This window comes from Acinetobacter sp. AYS6, from assembly GCF_025630795.1.
Taxonomy (GTDB): Bacteria; Pseudomonadota; Gammaproteobacteria; order Pseudomonadales; family Moraxellaceae; genus Acinetobacter.
This window is the reverse complement of record NZ_JAOTNV010000005.1, coordinates 255268-276836: the sequence shown is the minus strand read 5'-3', so window position 1 is coordinate 276836 and position 21569 is coordinate 255268. Positions and strand designations below refer to the sequence as shown.

The window sequence follows — 21569 nt, the reverse complement described above, 5'->3', positions numbered from 1 at the left end:
TTTTTTAAAAAAATATGCTTGACCTTCCCATGATGGGAATCTGTATGCTCAATACAGAATATTAAATTTTGCAAATTTGCAGAGGTGTTTGATGGACTCAAAAAACACAAAATTGCCAGCATATAGTGAAACACTTCCAATCGAAGGCATGACTTGTGCCTCCTGCGTAGGTCGTGTCGAAAAAGCACTTAAGAAAGTTGAAAATGTAGAGATTGCTAACGTTAATTTGGCAACAGAAAAAGCCGTTGTTTATTCAAATCAACCAATCCAGCGTGAAGCACTGGTTAAAGCAGTTGAACGAGCAGGTTATGATGTTCCAAAAGCCGCACCAGTAGAGTTGTCTATTGAGGGCATGACCTGTGCATCTTGTGTCGCACGGGTTGAAAAAGCCCTTAAAAAAGTAGACGGCGTTCAAGAAGCGACTGTCAATTTGGCAACAGAGCAGGCTTGGGTTCAAGCAGGTGCTTCAGTCAATGTTGAAGACTTAATTCATGCTGTTAAAAAAGCAGGTTACGACGCGAAAGCCTCTGAAAAAAATCAAGATGAGCAGCTCGATAAAAAAGCGTCAGAGTTAGATCAGCTTAAAAAAGATTTAATCATTTCCATTGTATTGGCCTTACCTGTGTTTATTTTGGAAATGGGTTCTCATCTAATTCCAGCTTTTCACATGTGGGTCATGCACACCATTGGTCAATACAATAGCTGGCTTTTACAGTTTGTTTTGACCACATTAGTTCTCGTTTTTCCTGGTCGCCGTTTTTACCAAAAAGGGATTCCGGCCTTATGGCGTTTAGCACCAGATATGAACTCGCTGGTTGCTGTTGGAACATTGGCTGCCTACAGTTTTTCAGTTGTAGCAACCTTTATGCCACAGGTATTACCACAAGGCACGGTTAATGTTTACTTTGAAGCGGCTGCCGTTATTGTCAGTTTAATTTTGCTTGGGCGATATTTTGAAGCAAAAGCTAAAGGTCGTACTTCACAAGCCATTCAACATTTAGTTGGAATGCAGCCCAAAACGGCCCGCATTCAGCGTGACGGTCAAATGGTGGAAGTTGCTGTTGCCGAAGTGGTCAGTGGAACTATTGTAGAAATTCGCCCGGGTGAGCGTGTGCCAGTCGATGGTGAAGTAGTCGAAGGACACAGCTACATTGATGAATCTATGATTACGGGTGAACCTGTTCCTGTTGAAAAAATAATAGGGCATCAGGTCGTCGGTGGTACGGTCAATCAGAACGGTACTCTAAACATTCGGGCAACCGCGGTTGGTTCTTCGTCTGTACTTTCACAAATTATTCGTATGGTTGAACAAGCCCAAGGTTCTAAGCTACCTATTCAGGGCTTGGTTGATAAAGTCACCATGTGGTTTGTACCGGCTGTCATGCTAATTGCTGCAATTACTTTCTTGGTTTGGTTTATTTTTGGGCCAGAGCCTGCGCTGACTTTTGGTTTAGTGAATGCTGTTGCAGTACTGATTATTGCGTGTCCTTGTGCAATGGGGCTTGCAACGCCAACTTCTATTATGGTCGGTACTGGACGTGGTGCTGAGTTAGGTGTCTTGTTCCGTAAAGGTGAAGCTTTGCAGCTTTTACAAGAAGCACAGGTCGTTGCCGTTGATAAAACGGGCACACTGACCGAGGGTAAACCGACACTGACAGACTTTAATGTGCAATCAGGTTTTGAGCGTGAACAAGTGCTGACTTTAGTTGCCTCAGTCGAAGCCAAGTCTGAACACCCAATTGCCCTCGCGATTGTTCAAGCAGCAGAAAGCGAAGGACTAAAATTATTACCCGTAACAGGATTTAACTCGATTACAGGTTCTGGTATTGAGGCAGAAGTATCAGGCCAAAGAGTACAAATTGGCGCAGACCGTTATATGCATCAACTTGGTTTAGATACCAGTTCATTCCAAGCAATTGCTGCTCAATTGGGCGAAGAGGGCAAAACACCGCTTTATGTCGCCGTCGATCAAAAACTTGCTGCGGTTATTGCTGTTGCAGACCCAATTAAAGAAACAACTTATGCTGCGATTGAGGCTTTACATCAGTTAGGTCTAAAAGTTGCCATGATTACAGGAGACAACCGACATACTGCACATGCTATTGCGAAAAAACTCAATATTGATGAAGTTGTGGCCGAGGTTCTACCTGAAGGTAAAGTGGACACAGTTCGCCAACTGCAAAAACAATACGGCCGCTTGGCTTTTGTCGGTGATGGCATTAATGATGCACCAGCCTTGGCACAAGCAGATGTTGGCTTAGCTATTGGTACAGGAACAGATGTTGCCATTGAAGCAGCCGATGTTGTGTTGATGTCAGGTAGTTTAAAAGGCGTACCGAACGCAATTGCGTTAAGTAAAGCCACCATGCAAAACATACGTCAAAACCTGTTCTGGGCATTTGTCTATAACATTGCCCTGATTCCAATCGCAGCAGGTGCCCTATATCCAGCATTTGGTGTGTTACTTTCACCGATGTTTGCAGCAGGGGCGATGGCACTTTCTTCGGTCTTTGTTTTAGGTAATGCATTACGCTTAAAACGTTTTCATGCGCCAGTACAGTAAGCGTGCTGAAAATCATCTTTTGGTTTAAGATTATGACAGCAGGTCTTAAACCAAATTTAATATTTGAGGTGTGAGATGAATATCGGTCAGGCATCCAAACATTCAGGCATATCAGCGAAAATGATTCGCTACTATGAAGAAATCGGTTTACTTGAAGCCGCTCAGCGCTCTGCTTCGGGTTATCGTATTTACTCAGAAACAGACCTTAAAACTTTGAACTTTTTAAAGCATGCCAGAGAGTTAGGTTTTTCATCCGAACAAATGAAAGAGCTGATTTCGCTTTGGAAAAATACAGATCGACATAGTGCAGAAGTGAAAGCCTTAACCATAAAGCATATTACCGAGCTCAACCAAAAAATTGCACATTTACAAGAAATGGTCTCTATTTTGCAGGCTTCTGCTGATGATTGCTGTGGCGATCAACAAGCTTCTTGTGCCATTTTAGATCATATTGAAAAAGGTGTAGGTGTAAGCTAAATCTCATTAAAATAAAAAAGGAAAAATCATGGCTTATACAGCTTCTTGTCTTTGTAATGGTATTCAACTTCAAATTGATGCCGAATTGGCGCCCATCATGGTTTGTCATTGCACGCAGTGCCAAAAAGCCCAAGGTGCTGCTTTTGCTGCCATTACGCAAGTACAAAAAAGTGATTTAAACATTTTACAGGGTGAAAACTTATTACAGGCTTACTTTGCTTCTGCAAATAAAAAGAGGGTGTTCTGTAAAACTTGTGGTTCACCTGTCTGGAGTGAGCGTCTAGATAAACCTGACGTGGTGCGTTTAAGGGTAGGGCTCATTAATGAAGAAACATCTACCCCTGTTAGCTCTCATGCTTTTGTCAGTTCAAAAGTGAAGTGGTATCCAATTTGCGATAGTGCTCACCAATATCTAAATGGTGTAGAAAATCCTTAAATATTAAGGTTTGATCGTATTTTATTCATTTGTAAAAAAACGTGAACAAGACTAGCCATGAATAAATAATATGCTATAAATGTACTTAAGGTAATCGTAATATCTCCTCGATCCACAGGGAAACTTGGGACAGGGCAAAAGATACGATAAGACCTTATATATAGCTAGCAAAGAGCATGTAAGAGATGGATAGACACAAATCTTAGATTGCTCACCGTTGCAGAAAAGCCCGTGAAACGGGCTTTTTTAATGCCTGTAAAAAGCTATTTATGAACTAATCACTCTATAAATAATGTTTTTTTATTGTGCCAATTTTTACTGTGTCTTGTTTAGCAAATAAAACTATGTAGAAATAATAAAATATTTTAAATATACAGACTTTTCTGTATTGCAATTTAAGTTATTTATAGGTACATTTAGTTAACGGTTTAAAGTTCAAGTTTAATAATGAACTCATGGTCGTTGTGGGAGATCTAAGAGCCTGCATTCTTCCCCAAGATGCGGGTTTTTTTTATGCCTATAAAAAAGTAATTATTAACTTAATTTAAATAAAAAAATATTTAATTAACTGTTATTTAATAAATTTTAATCAGCCTACGATCTAAAGATTGCGTAGGCTTTATGAGAGTAAAAATCAATCATGCACGGTAGGCCTGACAGGCTTGAGCACACGCTAGACATGCTTTTGCACAAATCTGGCAGTGTTCATGATCATGTTTGCTGCATTCGGCTGCACAAAGTTGACACGCATTGGCGCACAATTGCATTGCTGCCTCAGCCAGTTCAGAATTTCTCAACTCTAGAGACGTACATAGTTGACATGTCTCTACGCAAGTCATGCAATGCTTAATACATTCTCGCATCATATGAACATGTTCTTCTTGTAAACATGCTGCTGCACAGGTTTTACAGGCAATCATACATTCAATACAGGCTTGAATTGAGGTAGAGGTATGACAAAATAAAGCAGAGTTTGTTTCTTGTTGAGTTTCCATAAGAGTTCTCCTGTCGAAGACTGTTATTAAAAAATGGAATATCGTTATATTTTTCTATTTTAGAAGATCATTTTTAAGCAATGGCTGTTTGAGATGAAAGGGCTACAAATCGCTAATATATAATTAACCTCGTAGTAGAATGTTACATCCAGTTTTTAGCTTAAAAGCGCTTATTTATTGATGATGAGTAGCCTTCATAAAATTTAAGGATTATGTAAAATTAAATTGCATATAATACTTTTGGCTAATTTCTTATTGCGTGAATATTAGGCAAATTAGCAATGTGAACTTTGAAGGACACGAAATGGAAAACGTTAATCAATACGCTCACGGAGCTGAGCATGAAGTCCACATCCATTGCAAACGATCATTAAGCACATTAATACTGAGTATGTTCGTATTAATTACAACTGGTCGTTAAAAGAAAAAGCACCCGAGGGTGCTTTTTCTATATGGCTACTATAAAAGATACGTTTTAAGAGTCTATAAAACCACGCCGTTTTTTGTAGGCTTTACGATCATAAGAGGGAATATTTGATTGCTGGAGATCAATCGCCAGCTGTTTTTTACGTTGAAACTGAACTTCGTTAAGAAGAGCAGCATAAATTTTGGGACGATCAATTTTAAACTGATCTACATCCAATGGAATCTTCTCTTCATTTTTGACAATGTACAGGACAGTACCATTACCATTCGTTTCATAAATCGTCCAACCAAGCCGCACAATATAAAGGCCCGTTTTCTGATTTTTGCCTAAATAAGATTTAAAACCATCGGGATGAGGGCGAACATACGCATTCATCATGCATCCTCCATCATTTAATTTATTTGATGAAAGCGACAATCAATGAATTGATGGGGAGTGAGACATCATATTCAGTAAAATCACGATTTCTAGTTGTTTATATATTGATCATTTTGCAAATTTCAAGTGAAAAAGGCTGCTATTTACTAAGTGATATGAATCAAAAATAACAGCTAATTTTTTGAGTGAAAAATCGGTAAGTTCATTTAGTATGAGCTAGAAGAAATAGCTCATTATTTTGTATTTCTGTGATTGATTATACATAGTTAAAATTATTGAAATCGTAAGTGAATTTATGGTCAGTTTAAGTTAGTTGTTTGTTTTTAAATTAAAAAAATTAATTTCAATACTTCTTGTTACAACCATTTTATCGACAATAGATGCTCCTTTTTGACATATTTCGTCTAGCACAATTAAATTGCTTTTGGAACTGTAGTCATTTCAAACAAAGTAGCTTGGTTAAACCAGTGTAATTTAAAACGTACGGATGCATTTATTTTAACTTTTTTGCTATGCCAATCGGCTATTCAGCGATTAGCTTATTTTAAACTTAAACCAATATTTATATTAAAAATTTTAATTTTCAGGAGATTTTTTATGAAAAGATTAAAAGTAATTATTAAGGATCAGTTTAACCAAGAAACAATTGCTTTGGCAAAAGTTCGGCCTATGAATGACCACGCTCTTGAACTTCATAAAAGCGTTGAACATATTGAAATTGATGAAGATATTATTTTACCCAATATGGATTTGCTATATGAAAATCCTAAAAACGGCAAAATTTATCAATTGGTAGGAGCATTCAGTGAGGAATAGCTTTTAAAGCATGTTTGAAAATAACCAAAAGTAGAATGTGTATTTAGTATGATCTTAATCAAAGAACTTTTAGTTAAGAAGTGCTGAAAATTAAGCCAAACTAACCGAATAGACACAATTAAAATATTGAACATCTGAGCTTCATGTGTGACTATATTTTTGCAAAAGTGTGACCTAATCCACACTTTTGTATTTCAGGACTAAGTGGTTTTCACTACGCCCATTCCTTCAATGAGAAGTAGGAATGGGCTTTTTCTATTTTATTCTTTAAACGTTTCATCTAAAGCTTGCTGAACTGCTTCTATGCGTGACTTACAAGCTTTATAAGCAGTAATCGATTCTTCAACAATCTTCATTAAATTATCAATATCTGGGCTTTCTTGAGACTCTAATAATTCGGCATTTTTTTTCAAAATATCATGACCGTCCTTAAACGTTAACTCTTTATTTTTCATTTGGAATTACCTGTGTAATGTTGGCTTCAATCACTCCATCTTGCATTTCAATCGCAATGGAAGGGCTTGAAATTTGATGTATAGAGCGAATTGCTTTTCCTTCTGATCTAACAATGGCATAGCCTTTGGCTTGAACCTGTTTCGGATTTTGTAAAAGGATTTCTTTCATTAAAGATTCGATTTGAGCTAATGAAAATTTAACTTGTTGTTGTGAACTAAACTGTATACGTTCTTTCATCTGGTCAAGCAGATGATGTGCTGAATTAAGTTGTCCTTGTGCTGAAGACTTAATGTGATGAAGGAGCTGATCATTCTTGCTTTGATAGGTCGTGATTTGATGCTGAGAAAGAAGCTTAATGGTTTGCAGGCTATCTACCGCTTCTTGTATACGTTCTACAATATGATTACGAATACCAGCAATCACTTTACTTGGGGTGTCGAATGAACGATGGGCAATTTCATCAAGAATTGTTCGGTCTTTTTCGTGGCCAATGCCGACCCAAACCGGAACACTGCGTTTGCAGAGCAGAGCTGCAAGTTCATAATCATTCAAATACGCTAAATCATTCACCGATCCGCCACCCCGAATAATCACAATGAGGTCAGGTGGAAATGTAAATGTGCTGGCCCATTGCCTTAAACCTGTACCTAAAGATTCTATAAGGCTAGTTGCAGCAGTATTTCCTTGAAAAGTAGCTGTGTGATACACAAAGTGGCAAACCCCATTTCTTTCTAGTGCATCAGCATCTTTTTTAAAGTCACCTAAGCCCGCAGCATTTTGAGGCGCAATGACTAAAACATTTTGAATATCAAAAGGAGTAGGGATAAGTTTATTCTTATGAATTAAACCTTCTTGTGTGAGTCGTTCAATAATTTGCTGATACCGTTTAGCAATTTCGCCTAAGGTAAAACTTGAGTCAATTTCTTCAATATTGACTGAAAAACCATATTGAGGGTCGAAACGAGCTCGAATTTTCATGAGAACATTCAGGTCACTTGAAATCTCGATACCAGTTTCACGCTCAAACTTTAGAACAATTTTACTTGCTGAAAATTTCCAGATGGTGGCCTTACAACTTGCAATGACTTTATCAGTATCCGCATCTTTTTCTGCAAGTTCTAAATAGTAATGACCGCCTTTAATATTTAAATTTCGAATCTCTGCTTTTACCCAAACTGGCTCATCAAAGGCCAGGCGTATGACTTCCTGAACTGTGCCGAGATATTCACTAAGGGAAAACTGAGGTTCAGACATACGAAATAAAAATTAGAGGGCTAAACTAGATAGTATAAAAGCAACCCACCCAAGGCAATTGCTGTCTATGAATTTAGGGTTCTGTTTAAAATAAATACAACAATTCAAAAGATTAATTTTAAAGTTAGCGTGTGCATCTCTGGTTAATTCAAAATATAAAATTAATTAAAAAAAGATAAAACTGATGAATTACAACAGATTAAAAAAAAGGGTTTGCTTTATGAAATATATGGGCGTATAAAGCTTACTTCCAATTGCGGGGTGGAGCAGTCTGGTAGCTCGTCGGGCTCATAACCCGAAGGTCGTTGGTTCAAATCCGACCCCCGCAACCAAAATATTATGCTCTGTGATGTACCACTTTTCATAATGCGAAAATTATGAAAAGCATTAGCTTATAAATAACCCAATATAAAGCTAAATATTAAATTCTAGACTGACTGTCCATACCTTAAATCTAGCGTTCTAATTAAATACCGTCAAATCACATGAGCTCAGTGATGAGTGAATGATTGTGAATATAGTAAATGAGTGGTTAATTGCCACAGCCGTAAATGGCAATGAGATTAATGTGAGGATTGTTCCTCATGTGCGTAAGCAAAATTCTCTCGATGGATATCGTTGGGTCGAAGTTGGTAAAAAAATTCAACTTCAGTCTGGTGAAGAAATTGAGTTAAACCAAGATGGTAAAAGCTTTTATGCTGGATTTAATCAGCTTTATCGTTTAACTACGTATTGTTGATAAAAATGTTTAGTTTTAAAGCTAAAAACCTATCTCTTTTAAAGGAGATAGGTTTTTTTATATCTATAGGGGTTATAAACAATTAAAGTTATAAAAAAACGAAATTTATTAAATCAATAAAATTATTCTTTTAATTATATTTATAACTTAATTAACCCGCTCGCCAGAATTGACGGCCCATAACTTTAAAGTTCTTTCCATTTTCTTCGGTTACACGTCGATCTCTAAATTTCTCATTTAAACTATGCAAAATTAAAGAGCCATCAGCTTCTTTAAAAATTTGCTTAATCATTCCTTCACCTGCAAAGTAAACTGCATAAATCTCGCCATCGATCACTTCAGTCTGAGAGATATCAATACCGACTAAATCTCCATCTTTAATATAGTCAGTCATGCTATCGCCTTTAGCTTTGATAATACGCATGCACTCTTGAGCAACTCGTTTTTCTTTAAAAAATGAGGCAGGAAAAGGGATTTTGCCATTAATTGCATCGAAGTGAAACTCGATAGATTCGCCCGTACCACAAGAAAAATTAGCTTCTACAACTTCAATCCAGACATATTGATCGGTAGATTCTGCACTCACAACAGTTGGGCTAAATACATCACTTTCTCTAAAAGAGTCTTCTGTATTTCCAGTGGTTAACCAGTACCCATCCACACCTAAAAATTGGGCAATTAATGGAAGAAACGCAGATTTCAAATTTTTCCCAGACTCTAAAGCCTGATAGGCAGGCTGAGACATCTTTACTGCTTCTGCTACTTCAGCCTGAGTTTTTTTGGCTTTAATTCTAGAGTCTTTTAAACGGTCTTTAAGAGCCATAATGGTCACACCAGCAAACTTATAACAAATATATAACTAAAGTTATATCGAGTAAAACAACTATAGTTATTGACTAATAATAACTATAGTTATAATATCAGTTATATCTTCAGATGAATAGATAAAGTTTAAATAGTGACTGAATCTCTATTTATAGGCTTATCAACATGTTGAGATGAAAGCTAAATTTATTTTGTTTCTACAGGAGGCAAAATAAAAGGGAGATAGCTCAATTATAATTTGTAGATAGGCTATCAAAACAAAAATTGGAATAAAAAAAGCCCGATTCCGTGGATCAGGCTTAATGTTCGTCGATAAAGGGTATCAAGAACATGAAGAATTTAACAAAGATTGTGAGTCGTAACAAAAGTTTCCGATATACGGCAAAGCCTTATTTGAACTTTTTGGTCAAAAAACAAAGTTTAAAAAAAAGCTTAACCCTACGGATTTTCATACTTTTTTACAATTTCAGAAAAGGAAATATTTATTTCTAAATTAATGCTTTAACTGCATACAGTTTGGTTGTTTAGGTTTGTTGTACTTTATGAAACGTTTCAAACACATATCTGTAGCCATAGCTTAGCTATATTGCTTACATGGTGTATGAAAACTTCAAGAATAACAAACGATAAAGATACCTTATTAAACAAGTAAGTTGAGTTGGAGATAGTGAATGACTACAGCAATGCAGAACAGAGCTAAACAACTTAAAAATGCAAAACGTGGAGGGTATGTCCCAACAATTGCAAAAGATATAAATAAACATAAGGTACAAAAAATAAAAAGGGCACTTGAAGAAGCAAAGCAAATTGCAAGTGAGCTTGAAGATGAAGCATTCGAATTCGATGATCAAGTCTCTATGCAAAAAGCGATAGGTGCAATCACCGTGATTGAGTTGATTGAACAAGCTTTAAACAGTGCACACTAACCTGCTTTAGCATACAAACATTCCTTTTTGGGCCCCTGAAATATGGGGTCAAGGATAAGTTCGTCTTGCAATTTAGCGCCGCTTTAAAGCGTTAGTGTTTTTTATTGACTGTAATAAAGAAAACTAAGGGTATTGATAAAACCTGAAAAACAACAAGCTGGACAGAGTGATTGATTTTCAAGTTTCACCCTTTAAAGCAGGACAAGATGATGAAAACAATTGTAACGAGTGGATTAGCCACATTTTTAAATTTTTATAGCATTGCAATTATGGTGGCTTTAGCAGTCAGCTTAGTTGTCGCAGTTGTGCTGATGATGCGTTTTCCTCGCTCACCGCAAGAATGGATTGTTGGGCTGATATGTACAGTGGTCTCAAGCTTAACAGGTGGCTCATTTATTATCATGAAGTGGAATTTACATGAATGGGTATTGGATATTTGGGGAATGATCACACTTTGTGGATTCTTCTTCATTTGCGGTTTGCCTGGTTGGGCCATTGTGAGATGGATATTTAACTTCATTAATAAACAAGAAGGTAAAACGATTGTAGAAGTCATGAAAGACTTAAAAAAAGCGAAAGATGATCTGCAAAATAGTTAAAAAAACAGTTTCAATCATATGAGTAAAATAAAATGAATATCGATCAGTACCTAGACGCAATCATAAACAGAGAAGGTGGATATATTAATCATCCCTCAGACCATGGACGTGCCACCAAATTTGGCATTACAGAAGCGGTAGCTCGAACCCAAGGCTATCAAGGTAATATGCAAGATTTACCATTAGCAGTGGCCAAATCTATTTATAAAAAACAATATTGGTTTGAACCCCAATTTGACCAGATTAATGAGATCAGTCCTGCGATTGCAGAAGAGTTATTTGATACGGCCATAAATTGTGGAGTCAATTTTGCAAAACCCTTGTTACAACGTGCTTTAAATCTGTTGAATAAGGAGGGAAAAGAAGGCTGGTCAAATCTTGCTTTAGATGGTCAGTATGGACCTAACACTTTTCAAGCGCTTACGACATATTTGAACAAACGCCATAAAGACGGAGAAAAGGTATTGGTACGCGTTTTAAATATTATGCAAGGGCAGCACTATATCGAAATTACAGAGAAGAACCCAAGTTATGAAGACTTCTTTTATGGTTGGATTTTAAACAGGGTAGCGTTGTAAAAATTGTAATTAGACAAAATGCTTTAAAAGCCTAACCATGAGTTGAGGCTTTTAAAGCATAATTCTTAACGTATTGATTTATTGTGCAATGAGTAAAATTGCCAGTAGAAAGAAAATAGCGCCACTAATTTTATTGAGGATAGAAAAATTATTTCCAGCCAACATCTTTTCTTTAAAAATTGAAGAGAAATTTGCATAGACCAAATGAATTAAGAAACCAATAAAACAAAAGGTTAAAGATAGAACTAAAAACTGATTTAAAATTTCTTTCTTTATATCAATAAATTGAGGAAAAAGAGCAATAAAAAATACAATTGTTTTAGGGTTAAGCAACGATGCGAGGAGGCCCTGATAAAATAATTTCGATTTACTTACATTTTTATCGCTTTGCTGATCAGTGATTAAATCTTGCGATGGCGTTTTTTTACTGAAGTTTTTATATCCTAGATACATTAAATAAAATGCACCAATAAATTTTAAAACCGTAAAAATAGTAGGGTTACTCGTAATAATAAGACCTACACCACTTGCGGAAATTACAGCAATTACAAACATACCAATAATTAAGCCGCTAATGCCGAATAAAGCAGTTTTAACACCATAGTTGATTGAATTTGTGACAGTAAATAAAACACCTGGGCCGGGGCTTAATAGGGTAAGAAATGCAATTGTTATAAAAACTAAAAGACCGCTCACGCTGATACATCCTATTTATCAATTGAGGCAAAATTGTGGGATTACTTTAAATGAGAAAATAATTTATGTATACAGACAGTTATGTATATTTAAGAATTAAATAGATTAAATATTTAAGATATGCTCTTTCTAAATAGGTGAGGACTATATAAGTATAAAAATGAAAGCAACATAAACATACAAGCCCAACGATTTGGCATGTTAATATGCTAGGTCTATACCTCAAGAAATATACAATATGACGATAAAAGAACGGCAGTTTAAATCTGGCGAATTTCAATTTTCCTTTTTATCGTTTAAATATTGGGGTCTATGGTTCTTAGCTTTTATTTTAATGTTATTTGCGATGTTACCTTGGGCTATTCAATGGCGTCTCGCCGATCTTCTTTCAAAAATAGCGTGGAAATCTTTAGCTTCAAGAAGAAAAACAACCCTACGTAATTTAGAAGCATGTTTTCCTGAAAAAACACCTATGCAAATTGAAGTGAAAGCCAAACAGGTTTTTGTTGATACATTAACAGGCGTGTTTGAAGCTTTAAATGCTTGGTACAGCCCAAACTGGTTTAAAAGCCGTGTTCACATAGATGGATTAGAGAACTTAACTAATAATCAGGAAAATGGCGTACTTCTATTAGGTACTCATAGTACGCTTTTAGATGCAGGTGGAGCCGCTTGTACCTTATTTTTTAATATGGACGTGGTTTACCGCCCTCAAAACAATCCCTTTTTAGATTTTCTGATTCATCGTAGCCGTGCAAGAGTCTATAAAAACCAGATTGCTCGAGACAACATGCGTGGACTTATTCAAAACCTTAAACATGGTCATGCAATATGGTATAGCCCAGATCAGGACTTTGGCTTAAAGCAAGGTGTAATGGCCTCATTTTTCGGAATACAGGCAGCTACTGTGACCGCTCACCGCCGACTGATGGATATATCAAAAGCAGCAGCAGTACCTTTGTACTTTTACAGAAGTGGTGATATCAGAAATCCTCAATATCATGTGCTCGTAGAACCTAAATTAGAGAATTTTCCGAGTGGGTGCGAAGTGAGTGATGCTGAAAGAGTCAATAAAATTATTGAGAATCAAATTCGTATCGCTCCTACACAATATATGTGGTTCCATCGACGCTTTAAGACACGTCCCGCTGGTGAACAGAAGTTTTATTAATGGGGCATAGTAAAGTTAATTCTTTCAATTAAAATGAAACTAAATTTGATTTTTAATTGAAAGAAATCTTAATAAAATCAATATGAAACAGGGAATTCTAGACAGATAAAACTTCTCTTGCTTGAATTATTTTGAATATCGATTGCAAATGCTTCTGAAGCGTGTATTATCGAGAATAACTAACAAAATATTCTTGTCATAATAAATTTCTATTTGAGTGGTTTTATTTATAATCCTTCGGTTTTTTCAGATATTTAAATTCTGACGTCTATTTTTTAGTTAAATTGGTTTCACCAATAATAAGTTATAATATTTTAAGAGTTAGGATTAACATATGTCTACTACTACTGGTACAGTAAAATGGTTCAATGAAACTAAAGGTTTTGGTTTTATTGTGACTGATGAAGGTAAAGATATTTTTGCTCATTTTACTGATATTCAAACACAAGGTTTTAAAGTTCTATTGGAAGGTCAACGTGTTGAGTTTACTATAGTACAGGGTAAAAAAGGCCCGCAAGCTTCAAATATTGTGATTCTTCAAAATTCGTAACTCAATAAAATGCATAAATATATTATTTAAATAAACTATATTTAAAAAGTATGGCATTTTAGCAAAGTTGAAAAAGCCCACTATATTTTTGTGGGTTTTTTATAAGATTTAATTTTAAATATGTTTGAAATGAAAGGGTTGTATAAAAAACAATCTATTAAAATTACTTTTTAATTTATATGCTATAATATGACTCACTAAGTTTTTGGTATTAAAATGGATATTTGTATTGGCGGTATTTTTGACGGACAAAAAGTAGAAAACGATAAAAATTATTTTAAAGTGGAAGATCATTATTCTGATCATAGTTCTGAATATATCAAACAACACTTTCATTTATTTGGAAAAATTTTTACTTTCTGGGTTTGTGATGATATTGATTTAGATCAAGCAACAAGAAAGGCAGAGCGAATCCTAAATACGAAAAAAGAGACTAATTAAAAACTTTAGATATAGTGATTAGCTTATATTATTTCTAAATTTTTCTAGGCCGTAGTCTTTTTAACAGTCTTGAGCAGTATGAGTAGATATTTTATAAAAAAGTAATATCTTTAATGCCTCTTGTTTAAAAAAATTAGCCACTTAGCACATAGGGTTCACTATTTTGAGTGCTGTACAATTTTATAATACTAATTACATACTTGTGACAATTTTTATATGGAATGTACTAAATATAGTAATACATTAGATTTACGCTAAAGTTGTTTTATTTATTGCGCAAATAAAACAAAACCCACTTAAATATTATGTGTTTAAGTGGGTTCCTTATTCAAAATAGTTATTCATCATTTCAATGTTCATAATTAAATTATAGATAATATTTATTGTTCTAGTCTGCTTTAAGAAAGGAAAACATTTTAAATGTTAAATGCAGTACAACCTAATATTTGTTTTATTGGTAGTAGTAATCTGGCGTTAGCCTTAATAGGAGGCCTGGTTTTACAAGGGTTCAAAAAAGAAAAGATACATCTTATTGAAGATAAAAAAATTAGTGATACAAATATATTGAAGCAAAAGGAAAACGGTTTAAAAAAAGCGGATATTGTAATCTTATTATTGGAGCCTAATAACTTAAAAGAAACGCTTGCGCCTTTTAAAAAGTATTTAGCATCTAAAGTCATTATTTCTATGATGGCGGGAATTGATATTGCAAAACTGACAGCGATAACCGGCTCAAAGAAAGTTGTTCGTGTAATTTCAAATCCTCCAGTACTTACTTATACGGGCACGCATGTCCTTATTGCTTCTGAGCAAATGGACCAGCTTGATAAAGACATCATTGAAATGTTGTACTCTGCAACGGGGCAGACTTTCTGGGCAGCTTCGGAAACCCAGACTGATGCAATTATTGCCTTATCTGGTTCTGGGCCAGCTTACTTTTTTTATATTTTAGATAGCATGATTAAGACGGGTGTTTCATTAGGTCTCGACAAACAATTTGCCTTAGATCTCGCTCTTCAAGCAGCTACGGGTGCAGTTGAAATGATTCGTAAAACTAATGTCCCTCCGGCAGATTTATGTGGGAAAGTGACTTTGGCGAATGGGATTACCGAATCGGCTTTACGAATGTTTGAATTAGGAAATGTATCTGATGATATACGTTTAGCAATGAAGGCCGCATATCATCGTAGCAAAGAAATTACGTCAGAAATTATTTCTGAGGTGGGTTAAGCCTTCTTTGGCAAATTAGGTCTTTAAAAGGTATTCCCAAATAATAAAGCCTAAACCAAACCCTATAAAAGAGTAGAGTGTAATAATAAAGAATACAAAACTGGCCTTATTTTTTTTCTTCAGAATGTTCATGGCGATGCCTCCAATTCAGATTAATTTTATTATGGAGAAGCAGAGGCTGTAATCATAGATACAGAATTTTTTAAAAAAAATATAACAGAGTTTAAATCTGTTATATTTTTTAGCTTCTATGCTAATAAAAATTTTAAAATCAATAAATTAAGCAATTGTCTTTAACTATTTAATGCATTTATTCAATTAACATTAAATCTGCTGTATTGGCAGACTTAAGAGGGCGCAGGGCAAAGGTTGAGCGTGTGTGCCTGATGCCTTTAATTGAGTAAAGTTTTTTTCGTAAGAAACGCTCGTAATGCTCTGCATCCTTTACGGCTACTTTAACTAAATAATCATAGTCACCTGTAACCAAATGGGCTTCTACCACTTCCGGTATATCTGCTAATGCTTCGCTGAAATTTTCCAGCATTTCATCATCGTGGCGTTCTAGAGTAATTTCGATAAAAAATACCTCGTGAATACCAATCGCTTTGGGATTTACGTTTACCGTATAGCCTTCAATAATTTTTAAAGTTTCTAAGCGTTTTAGTCGTGTCCAGCAGGGAGAAGATGAAAGGCCGACTTCTTCTGCTAATTGAGCAACGGTTAAACGTCCATTACCGCGTAAGGCAGATAAAATTTTCCGATCTATACGGTCTAGTGTGTATTCTGTTCTGTTCAAAATATAAACCAAAGAAGAATCTTCTGATAAATCTAAATATACTTTATTTTTATGCTGCGAACATTTAAAAATATTAAAAAATACAGGAAACATTTTGCGCTAAAGGTACATACACTATTTCTATGCATCGGGCCTTTCTGGATAAGGGTTGTGATGGAGCAAAGAGCACTGTTTCAGTAAGGGTGACTAAACAGTGCTCTTTGCGGATTTCTTATAATGTTTAAATCTATTTTTATGAATTGGCATCATGTATAAAAAAAATTAAATAATAACTTTTATTTATTAATTGAAGAAAAACTAATCATTATTTTTTATCTAATTTTTCCTTTATGGTGATTCCATTGCCTAAAAGGAAGCAATGTTATGATCACCCAACACGATATAAATCAAAAACAATATCAAAATAAGTCTCTCGACTATTTGAACAGCCAAGCTCATTCTGAAGGAATTGAATTTAATAAATTTATTAATGAAATTCAGAAAATTGAAAAGGCTGTCGTTCTGGATTTAGGCTGTGGTGGTGGTCATGTTTCTTATAACGTTGCTCCACATGCTGATTTGGTATTTGCTTACGATTTATCTCATGAAATGTTAGACACAGTCTCTAAAACTGCTAGCCAACGTAAATTAAAAAATATCTTTGTGCAGCAGGGCATTGCTGAAGATATGCCTTTTAGTGACCAGCAGTTTGATGTCGTGATTAGTCGATATTCTGCTCATCACTGGCAGCATGTTCCGTCTGCCATGAAAGAAGTAAACCGCGTGCTTAAGCCTGATGGCATTGTTATTTTTGTAGACATTATTAGCTCTAGCTCGCCGATATTAGATACGTTTTTACAGACCATCGAGACTATTCGAGACCCAAGTCATGTACGAAACTATAGTGTCAAAGAGTGGGTCTATTTTATCGAAGATGCAGGTTTTGATTTAGTGGGCTTAGACAAACAAACGCTCTCGTTAGACTTTGACAGTTGGGTAAAGCGTATGAAAACCCCCGAAGATCAAATCAAAACTTTACGTTATTTGCAGGAAGGTTCATCTGACCTCGTTAAGAAATATTTCAAAATTCAAAATGACGGTAGCTTTGAAAGCCATGTGGGTTATTTTGTCTTTAAGAAATTAGGGTTTTAAAGCGCTGAAATGAGTAAGGGTTTTAGTAGTTTAAAAATCAATTAAATATTGCTAGAACTCTTTTCTCGAATAACTTGGATTATATTAAAGATCGCTATAAAAAAAATTTAATATTATTTTTTGATAAAAATTAATCACCCAATTTTATTAAGGTGATTAATTATTCAAAAGATAAGGGGATTTACCCCATTTTTCTATTATTAATAGACACTTATAAATAATTATTATTAAATACGCCCGCAATATTATCACTAATACTTTTAATAACTTTTTCCGGGGAAATAATGCGTAATTTTTTAGTAACGGTTTTCACTTTATTGGTAGCAACCTCAACTTATGCTGCTCAAGAATCTAGAAATCTTCTAGAGCAAACACAGTGCGAGAAAGCAGTAGAGCTACATGGTTTTTTAAGCCGTGCTCAACTTGATTGTAATTATCACTATTATTCAGAAGAGTTAAAGGATGCTGCCGCGAAATGTACTAAACATGATCTTGGCGAAAAATATGGTAGAGAGGTTATGAAATTTGGTATGAAGGAATTTGAAGAACGCAAGAAAGAAGACACACAGGGCCACTTTTGTCATAAGGTTTTAAAAGAATTTCCAAAATATATTAAACAATAAAATAAGGGTTTAAAAACCTCTTCTAGCAAGCCGATAAAATGGATTTAATTATTCATTTTATCGGTGTATCACAGCATATAAATTATAATTTAAAATAGAAAATAAACTTTAAGAATTCACCTAATATCACATTGACACTTAAAATCTCTCTTATTATTCTTCATTTCAGAATGAGAGAGGGACGCCTTGTGCGTGCTGGATTCTTTGGCTCCAGTCTGCTAACCCTCTTTCGTTCTATCATTACGATTCAATGAATCGGATAAATTATTTTTAAAAACTGTCTCAATAATATTTATAGCTTTTGAAAAATTATTAAAAGAAATAACTTTTCTAGAGAGTCGATTATTACTACTCAAAAATTTTTCTAAGCGTTTATCAAAACTATATGAATACTGGATCAACTCGATTGTATTTTTTAGAGTTTCTTTGGGCCTTTTACCTGTAACTAGAGACTCTAGATAACGTTGTAGTAGCCTAATCGTTCTTAAATGAAGAGGTACTTCCATCTTTAAAATTAAAGAGCATTCAAGAAGTAATGGAAGTAAACGTTTATCATAAGCTCCTTCTAAAATCCAATTATCCTGTAAGATGATTTGTTTAATACCAAGTGAGATGATTTCTTCGGAATTTTTTACAAATTCAGTTCCACTTAAATCCCAATAGATCTCATCAAATGCATGAGCAGGTATCTTTAATTCTTTAGCTAATTTCTTAGCGATAGTTGTTTTACCAGCACCAGAAGGGCCTACAATACAAATTTTCATGGTTTATCTTTTAAAAAAATATTTCAATAAAATGGTTATAAATAGAAAGTAGACTAAAGTTTATAAGTTACTCATCTGTTTTATCAAAGCTTAAGAATTTTCTTTTGTACAATAAAAACTCAATTATAATTCCGACTTGAAGGAAATAAACTCATGAAAAAATTTTTATTCATTTGTCTAGTCGGTTTAGCAGTGACACAGGCTAATGCTCATTCTGGAGGTACAAATTCTAAAGGATGCCATACCAATAGTAAAACTGGAGACCATCACTGTCATTAAATAAGGGTATAAAAGAGTAAGCTGATTTCTGGTTTACTCTTTTTAAGATCTGTATTTTTACATTTTTTAGAAATAATAAGAGGTGAATAGATGGAAATAATATGGGGAACGCTTGGTTTATTAGTTTTATTTTTAATATTAAGTAAAATACATAAAAAGCAAAAATTTACTAATGAAAGACCAATATCATATTTGGTTGACATTGTTGGAGAACAATCTTATCAAGCTAATTTAAGAAAGATTGCTGGACCTAAACAAGAAAGATCAAAATATGTAGAAGTAATGGCTAGAGTGATTTCTGAACCTTTTAATGCTTATGATAAGAATGCTATAAAAATTGAAATTAGTGGTTTAACAGTTGGTTATTTAAGTAGGGATGATGCCAAATTATTAGCTGGTAAAGTAATAAATAAGACCGTGCCAGCTTTAATTAATGGTGGTTGGCTTGATGATGATAGTGAAGGGAGCTACGGTGTAAAGCTCGGTATTGAAAGTCTTAATGAATTACTATAGTAGAGGACATTTTTAAGTTTTACTAAAATTGAAAACTCAAAAAATAAAAGCTTCTGTTGTAGATTAATAAATCATTTTACTAAAATTATTTTTAAAGTTTTTTAAAGCTTTATTTCTAGCCAATATCATATTGACACTTAAAATCTCTCTTATTATTCTTCGTTTCAGGATGAGAGAGGGACGCCTTGTGCGTGCTGACCTTTGGGCTATCAGTCTATCAACCCTTTCTCGTTCTATTATTATTTTTATTAAATAATAAATTTCTAATGAAAAAATTAAATATTCTAATTCAATGAAAAATAATATTTATTCAATTATTTTCTAGCCAATATCACATTGACACCTAAAACCCCTCCGATTATGCTTTGCCTGCTGGCCTACATTGCCAGCCGGTTTTAGCAGACCGAGAGCGTATAGCGCATCAAAAAAGCAATTTTTTGGTGGCGAACTCGTTCGTCCCCCCTTCGTAGCGGTAGGACGGAAGGGGGACGCCTTGTGCGTGCTGGTTCTATATGCCCAGTCTGCTAACCCCCTTTCGTTCTGCCACCATAATCATTTAGCAGTGATTGGCAGAAATTTTATGCATATAGGAGTCCGCTCATGCGTACTATTTCTTCTCAATTTTTGGCTTTTGCCAAACTCTCTCTAGCCATACCGCCCAACTGGTTTTTAAAACGGTTTAACCGACTTTAGGTTTTAAAACCTTAGCTCGTTACGACTAAAAAATCATAGCAACAATAAAACCTGAGATAGCTTAGGCACATTTTGTGCGGCTTTTGCATGCCTGTTTTTAGCACTCATTTTAAGAGTGACGGCATTTCTATCTCTTTAGATACAACAAAAAATTATTTTAAGCGGTACACATGAACAATTTAGAATCTTCATTTAGAGCACTACGCGTGCTTCACGTAGCAAAAGACTTATTTAATCAAGATGGCTTTTATAAGGTCGGTGTCGACCGAATTATTGCAGAAGCCAAAATTCACAAAGCTACTTTTTATAACGACTTTCACTCAAAAGCACGACTCATCGAGATGTGTCTCACTTTTCAAAAAGATGCGCTCAAAGTAAAAGTGTATTCAATTCTTAACTCTTACCGTGAAGAAATGGTACTCGATAAACTTAAGCAGATTTACCTGCTACATGCCGACTTAAATGGCTTTTATCATTTACCCTTTAAGGCAATTTTTGAAATTGAAAAGCTCTATCCGGATGCCTATCAAGTTGTAGTGGACTATAGAAATTGGTTTGTTAATGAAATCTATAAGTTGCTTTTAACCTTAAAATCTACAGCCTCAGTTAAAGATGCTTACATGTTTTTATTTATGATAGATGGAGCAATGGTTCAACTTTTAGGTGAAAATGTGGTGGATGAAAGAGATCGGTTGTTAGATTATTTCTTTTTAAACTTTGCCTAATAAGCTAGATCTCAAATGCAAAAGCCTCCAATTATGGGGGGCTTTTACATAGATATTGAAATAAAAAAGCTCCTTAATGAAAAGGAGCTTCAGTTTTTATAATTTAAATTTTAGTTATATAAATTATTAACTTTATTTTTATCCAGCTAAAAACTAGCCAGTCGAGAAGCCTAGATCGCTTGCCACTGATCTTTAACTTCTTCTGAATTTTTGTTGAGTATGACTTGGTTTTCTTTCACTTCCCCAATCCACGCAGTAGGGATGAGGTGATGTTGACCACTTTCGTCTCGAGTCAGTTTCAATTGATTTTCACCGTCGAGATGGTCGACCGTTCCTACTTTTGTACCGCAAGAAGCAATAACATCTGCGTGTTTTTTAATATCAGTAATATTTAAAGTATTCATTTTTGACCTCTTCTTTAGAAATAGAAAAACGGTAAAACCTAAATTACTTTAAATAAGTGCATAAATGTGGGTTTTTTAATAAAC

27 protein-coding genes, 1 tRNA gene and 1 pseudogene are annotated in these 21569 nt (G+C 34.7%); 19 read left to right on the top strand and 10 right to left on the bottom strand.

Going from position 1 to position 21569, the window contains the following annotated elements; translation table 11 throughout:
- Nucleotides 1-91 precede the first annotated feature (91 nt).
- From OD757_RS06045 to OD757_RS06035, 3 genes are all read left to right on the top strand, one after another.
- Nucleotides 92-2563, top strand: coding sequence for a heavy metal translocating P-type ATPase (locus tag OD757_RS06045; RefSeq protein ID WP_263031203.1), 2472 nt, complete (start codon nt 92-94; stop codon nt 2561-2563).
- Nucleotides 2564-2638: 75 nt separating this feature from the next.
- Nucleotides 2639-3040, top strand: a complete 402-nt coding sequence (gene cueR, locus OD757_RS06040; protein ID WP_009388821.1) for a Cu(I)-responsive transcriptional regulator — start codon at nt 2639-2641, stop codon at nt 3038-3040.
- Between the two features lie 28 nt (nt 3041-3068).
- Complete coding sequence (locus tag OD757_RS06035) at nt 3069-3476, top strand: GFA family protein (RefSeq protein ID WP_263031202.1); 408 nt, start codon at nt 3069-3071, stop codon at nt 3474-3476.
- A gap of 638 nt (nt 3477-4114) precedes the next feature.
- Here the strand turns inward: OD757_RS06035 and OD757_RS06030 are convergent.
- Both OD757_RS06030 and OD757_RS06025 read right to left on the bottom strand, forming a co-directional pair.
- The gene (locus OD757_RS06030; RefSeq protein WP_263031201.1) at nt 4115-4471 is read right to left on the bottom strand and encodes a four-helix bundle copper-binding protein; all 357 of its coding nucleotides are present in this window, start codon (nt 4469-4471) and stop codon (nt 4115-4117) included.
- A 475-nt stretch (nt 4472-4946) separates the two neighbouring features.
- Nucleotides 4947-5276: a hypothetical protein gene (locus OD757_RS06025; RefSeq protein WP_009389040.1), complete on the bottom strand. Its 330-nt coding sequence runs from the start codon at nt 5274-5276 to the stop codon at nt 4947-4949.
- A gap of 417 nt (nt 5277-5693) precedes the next feature.
- Between OD757_RS06025 and OD757_RS06020 the strand changes: the two are divergent.
- Together OD757_RS06020 and OD757_RS06015 are read left to right on the top strand one after the other, a co-directional pair.
- Nucleotides 5694-5824 (top strand): annotated as a pseudogene (locus tag OD757_RS06020) (LysE family translocator); the annotation flags it as partial.
- A gap of 49 nt (nt 5825-5873) precedes the next feature.
- Nucleotides 5874-6092: a hypothetical protein gene (locus OD757_RS06015; protein WP_009388992.1), complete on the top strand. Its 219-nt coding sequence runs from the start codon at nt 5874-5876 to the stop codon at nt 6090-6092.
- 260 nt (nt 6093-6352) lie between these two features.
- On the opposite strand, the gene xseB is transcribed toward OD757_RS06015, so the two are convergent.
- Nucleotides 6353-6547, bottom strand: a complete 195-nt coding sequence (xseB, locus tag OD757_RS06010) for an exodeoxyribonuclease VII small subunit (protein WP_003652614.1) — start codon at nt 6545-6547, stop codon at nt 6353-6355.
- Entirely contained in the window at nt 6537-7802 is a 1266-nt protein-coding gene (xseA, locus tag OD757_RS06005; protein WP_263031200.1) for an exodeoxyribonuclease VII large subunit, read from the bottom strand. Before xseA ends, xseB begins: the two co-directional genes overlap by 11 nt.
- A gap of 255 nt (nt 7803-8057) precedes the next feature.
- Here xseA and OD757_RS06000 point away from each other — a divergent pair.
- Nucleotides 8058-8134: transfer RNA gene (locus tag OD757_RS06000), tRNA-Met, on the top strand.
- A gap of 173 nt (nt 8135-8307) precedes the next feature.
- The gene (locus OD757_RS05995; RefSeq protein WP_009388781.1) at nt 8308-8541 is read left to right on the top strand and encodes a hypothetical protein; all 234 of its coding nucleotides are present in this window, start codon (nt 8308-8310) and stop codon (nt 8539-8541) included.
- A gap of 151 nt (nt 8542-8692) precedes the next feature.
- On the opposite strand, the gene OD757_RS05990 is transcribed toward OD757_RS05995, so the two are convergent.
- The gene (locus OD757_RS05990) at nt 8693-9364 is read right to left on the bottom strand and encodes an XRE family transcriptional regulator (protein ID WP_002119885.1); all 672 of its coding nucleotides are present in this window, start codon (nt 9362-9364) and stop codon (nt 8693-8695) included.
- Nucleotides 9365-10037: 673 nt separating this feature from the next.
- Between OD757_RS05990 and OD757_RS05985 the strand changes: the two genes are divergently transcribed.
- The 3 genes from OD757_RS05985 to OD757_RS05975 all read left to right on the top strand — a co-directional run bounded on the left by OD757_RS05985 (nt 10038) and on the right by OD757_RS05975 (nt 11469).
- A complete protein-coding gene (locus tag OD757_RS05985; protein WP_009388970.1) occupies nt 10038-10292 on the top strand; it encodes a hypothetical protein in 255 nt (84 codons plus the stop codon).
- Between the two features lie 209 nt (nt 10293-10501).
- On the top strand, nt 10502-10891 hold the full coding sequence (locus tag OD757_RS05980) for a hypothetical protein (protein WP_204389650.1): 390 nt from the start codon (nt 10502-10504) through the stop codon (nt 10889-10891).
- Nucleotides 10892-10923: 32 nt separating this feature from the next.
- A complete protein-coding gene (locus tag OD757_RS05975; protein WP_263031199.1) occupies nt 10924-11469 on the top strand; it encodes a glycoside hydrolase family 108 protein in 546 nt (181 codons plus the stop codon).
- 78 nt (nt 11470-11547) lie between these two features.
- On the opposite strand, the gene OD757_RS05970 is transcribed toward OD757_RS05975, so the two are convergent.
- Nucleotides 11548-12165, bottom strand: a complete 618-nt coding sequence (locus tag OD757_RS05970; RefSeq protein WP_263031198.1) for a LysE family translocator — start codon at nt 12163-12165, stop codon at nt 11548-11550.
- Nucleotides 12166-12403: 238 nt separating this feature from the next.
- Between OD757_RS05970 and OD757_RS05965 the strand changes: the two genes are divergently transcribed.
- The 4 genes from OD757_RS05965 (at nt 12404) to OD757_RS05950 (ending at nt 15557) form a co-directional block, all read left to right on the top strand.
- Nucleotides 12404-13336, top strand: coding sequence for a lipid A biosynthesis (KDO)2-(lauroyl)-lipid IVA acyltransferase (locus tag OD757_RS05965; RefSeq protein WP_009389088.1), 933 nt, complete (start codon nt 12404-12406; stop codon nt 13334-13336).
- Nucleotides 13337-13670: 334 nt separating this feature from the next.
- Complete coding sequence (locus OD757_RS05960) at nt 13671-13886, top strand: cold-shock protein (RefSeq protein WP_009389031.1); 216 nt, start codon at nt 13671-13673, stop codon at nt 13884-13886.
- Between the two features lie 216 nt (nt 13887-14102).
- The gene (locus tag OD757_RS05955) at nt 14103-14327 is read left to right on the top strand and encodes a hypothetical protein (RefSeq protein WP_009389075.1); all 225 of its coding nucleotides are present in this window, start codon (nt 14103-14105) and stop codon (nt 14325-14327) included.
- A gap of 420 nt (nt 14328-14747) precedes the next feature.
- On the top strand, nt 14748-15557 hold the full coding sequence (locus OD757_RS05950; protein WP_009388777.1) for a pyrroline-5-carboxylate reductase family protein: 810 nt from the start codon (nt 14748-14750) through the stop codon (nt 15555-15557).
- Between the two features lie 15 nt (nt 15558-15572).
- On the opposite strand, the gene OD757_RS05945 is transcribed toward OD757_RS05950, so the two are convergent.
- Nucleotides 15573-15689, bottom strand: coding sequence for a hypothetical protein (locus tag OD757_RS05945; protein ID WP_009389033.1), 117 nt, complete (start codon nt 15687-15689; stop codon nt 15573-15575).
- Nucleotides 15690-15867: 178 nt separating this feature from the next.
- Nucleotides 15868-16353: an Lrp/AsnC family transcriptional regulator gene (locus tag OD757_RS05940; RefSeq protein WP_034677787.1), complete on the bottom strand. Its 486-nt coding sequence runs from the start codon at nt 16351-16353 to the stop codon at nt 15868-15870.
- Nucleotides 16354-16716: 363 nt separating this feature from the next.
- Here OD757_RS05940 and OD757_RS05935 point away from each other — a divergent pair, with 363 nt between their 5' ends.
- Together OD757_RS05935 and OD757_RS05930 are read left to right on the top strand one after the other, a co-directional pair.
- On the top strand, nt 16717-17484 hold the full coding sequence (locus OD757_RS05935) for a class I SAM-dependent methyltransferase (protein WP_263031197.1): 768 nt from the start codon (nt 16717-16719) through the stop codon (nt 17482-17484).
- A 284-nt stretch (nt 17485-17768) separates the two neighbouring features.
- A complete protein-coding gene (locus OD757_RS05930) occupies nt 17769-18107 on the top strand; it encodes a hypothetical protein (protein ID WP_009388829.1) in 339 nt (112 codons plus the stop codon).
- 218 nt (nt 18108-18325) lie between these two features.
- Here OD757_RS05930 and OD757_RS05925 read toward each other — a convergent pair whose 3' ends face one another.
- Nucleotides 18326-18871, bottom strand: coding sequence for an AAA family ATPase (locus OD757_RS05925; protein WP_263031196.1), 546 nt, complete (start codon nt 18869-18871; stop codon nt 18326-18328).
- 153 nt (nt 18872-19024) lie between these two features.
- Here OD757_RS05925 and OD757_RS18290 point away from each other — a divergent pair, with 153 nt between their 5' ends.
- The 3 genes from OD757_RS18290 to OD757_RS05915 all read left to right on the top strand — a co-directional run bounded on the left by OD757_RS18290 (nt 19025) and on the right by OD757_RS05915 (nt 21081).
- Nucleotides 19025-19150, top strand: coding sequence for a YHYH domain-containing protein (locus tag OD757_RS18290; protein WP_411267180.1), 126 nt, complete (start codon nt 19025-19027; stop codon nt 19148-19150).
- A 90-nt stretch (nt 19151-19240) separates the two neighbouring features.
- On the top strand, nt 19241-19663 hold the full coding sequence (locus OD757_RS05920; RefSeq protein ID WP_263031195.1) for a hypothetical protein: 423 nt from the start codon (nt 19241-19243) through the stop codon (nt 19661-19663).
- An 863-nt stretch (nt 19664-20526) separates the two neighbouring features.
- Nucleotides 20527-21081, top strand: a complete 555-nt coding sequence (locus tag OD757_RS05915; protein WP_263031194.1) for a TetR/AcrR family transcriptional regulator — start codon at nt 20527-20529, stop codon at nt 21079-21081.
- Between the two features lie 170 nt (nt 21082-21251).
- Here the strand turns inward: OD757_RS05915 and OD757_RS05910 are convergent, their stop codons facing one another.
- Nucleotides 21252-21485, bottom strand: coding sequence for a DUF2171 domain-containing protein (locus OD757_RS05910; protein ID WP_009388817.1), 234 nt, complete (start codon nt 21483-21485; stop codon nt 21252-21254).
- Between the last annotated feature and the right edge of the window lie 84 nt (nt 21486-21569).

Excerpts from the sequence above, each read along its gene's own strand:
- OD757_RS06045 (WP_263031203.1), top strand. The coding sequence starts at position 92 with ATGGACTCAAAAAACACAAAATTGCCAGCATATAGTGAAACACTTCCA.
- cueR (WP_009388821.1), top strand. The coding sequence starts at position 2,639 with ATGAATATCGGTCAGGCATCCAAACATTCAGGCATATCAGCGAAAATG.
- OD757_RS06035 (WP_263031202.1), top strand. The coding sequence starts at position 3,069 with ATGGCTTATACAGCTTCTTGTCTTTGTAATGGTATTCAACTTCAAATT.
- OD757_RS06030 (WP_263031201.1), bottom strand. The coding sequence starts at position 4,471 with ATGGAAACTCAACAAGAAACAAACTCTGCTTTATTTTGTCATACCTCT.
- OD757_RS06025 (WP_009389040.1), bottom strand. The coding sequence starts at position 5,276 with ATGATGAATGCGTATGTTCGCCCTCATCCCGATGGTTTTAAATCTTAT.
- OD757_RS06015 (WP_009388992.1), top strand. The coding sequence starts at position 5,874 with ATGAAAAGATTAAAAGTAATTATTAAGGATCAGTTTAACCAAGAAACA.
- xseB (WP_003652614.1), bottom strand. The coding sequence starts at position 6,547 with ATGAAAAATAAAGAGTTAACGTTTAAGGACGGTCATGATATTTTGAAA.
- xseA (WP_263031200.1), bottom strand. The coding sequence starts at position 7,802 with ATGTCTGAACCTCAGTTTTCCCTTAGTGAATATCTCGGCACAGTTCAG.
- OD757_RS05995 (WP_009388781.1), top strand. The coding sequence starts at position 8,308 with ATGATTGTGAATATAGTAAATGAGTGGTTAATTGCCACAGCCGTAAAT.
- OD757_RS05990 (WP_002119885.1), bottom strand. The coding sequence starts at position 9,364 with ATGGCTCTTAAAGACCGTTTAAAAGACTCTAGAATTAAAGCCAAAAAA.
- OD757_RS05985 (WP_009388970.1), top strand. The coding sequence starts at position 10,038 with ATGACTACAGCAATGCAGAACAGAGCTAAACAACTTAAAAATGCAAAA.
- OD757_RS05980 (WP_204389650.1), top strand. The coding sequence starts at position 10,502 with ATGAAAACAATTGTAACGAGTGGATTAGCCACATTTTTAAATTTTTAT.
- OD757_RS05975 (WP_263031199.1), top strand. The coding sequence starts at position 10,924 with ATGAATATCGATCAGTACCTAGACGCAATCATAAACAGAGAAGGTGGA.
- OD757_RS05965 (WP_009389088.1), top strand. The coding sequence starts at position 12,404 with ATGACGATAAAAGAACGGCAGTTTAAATCTGGCGAATTTCAATTTTCC.
- OD757_RS05960 (WP_009389031.1), top strand. The coding sequence starts at position 13,671 with ATGTCTACTACTACTGGTACAGTAAAATGGTTCAATGAAACTAAAGGT.
- OD757_RS05955 (WP_009389075.1), top strand. The coding sequence starts at position 14,103 with ATGGATATTTGTATTGGCGGTATTTTTGACGGACAAAAAGTAGAAAAC.
- OD757_RS05950 (WP_009388777.1), top strand. The coding sequence starts at position 14,748 with ATGTTAAATGCAGTACAACCTAATATTTGTTTTATTGGTAGTAGTAAT.
- OD757_RS05945 (WP_009389033.1), bottom strand. The coding sequence starts at position 15,689 with ATGAACATTCTGAAGAAAAAAAATAAGGCCAGTTTTGTATTCTTTATT.
- OD757_RS05935 (WP_263031197.1), top strand. The coding sequence starts at position 16,717 with ATGATCACCCAACACGATATAAATCAAAAACAATATCAAAATAAGTCT.
- OD757_RS05930 (WP_009388829.1), top strand. The coding sequence starts at position 17,769 with ATGCGTAATTTTTTAGTAACGGTTTTCACTTTATTGGTAGCAACCTCA.
- OD757_RS05925 (WP_263031196.1), bottom strand. The coding sequence starts at position 18,871 with ATGAAAATTTGTATTGTAGGCCCTTCTGGTGCTGGTAAAACAACTATC.
- OD757_RS18290 (WP_411267180.1), top strand. The coding sequence starts at position 19,025 with ATGAAAAAATTTTTATTCATTTGTCTAGTCGGTTTAGCAGTGACACAG.
- OD757_RS05920 (WP_263031195.1), top strand. The coding sequence starts at position 19,241 with ATGGAAATAATATGGGGAACGCTTGGTTTATTAGTTTTATTTTTAATA.
- OD757_RS05915 (WP_263031194.1), top strand. The coding sequence starts at position 20,527 with ATGAACAATTTAGAATCTTCATTTAGAGCACTACGCGTGCTTCACGTA.
- OD757_RS05910 (WP_009388817.1), bottom strand. The coding sequence starts at position 21,485 with ATGAATACTTTAAATATTACTGATATTAAAAAACACGCAGATGTTATT.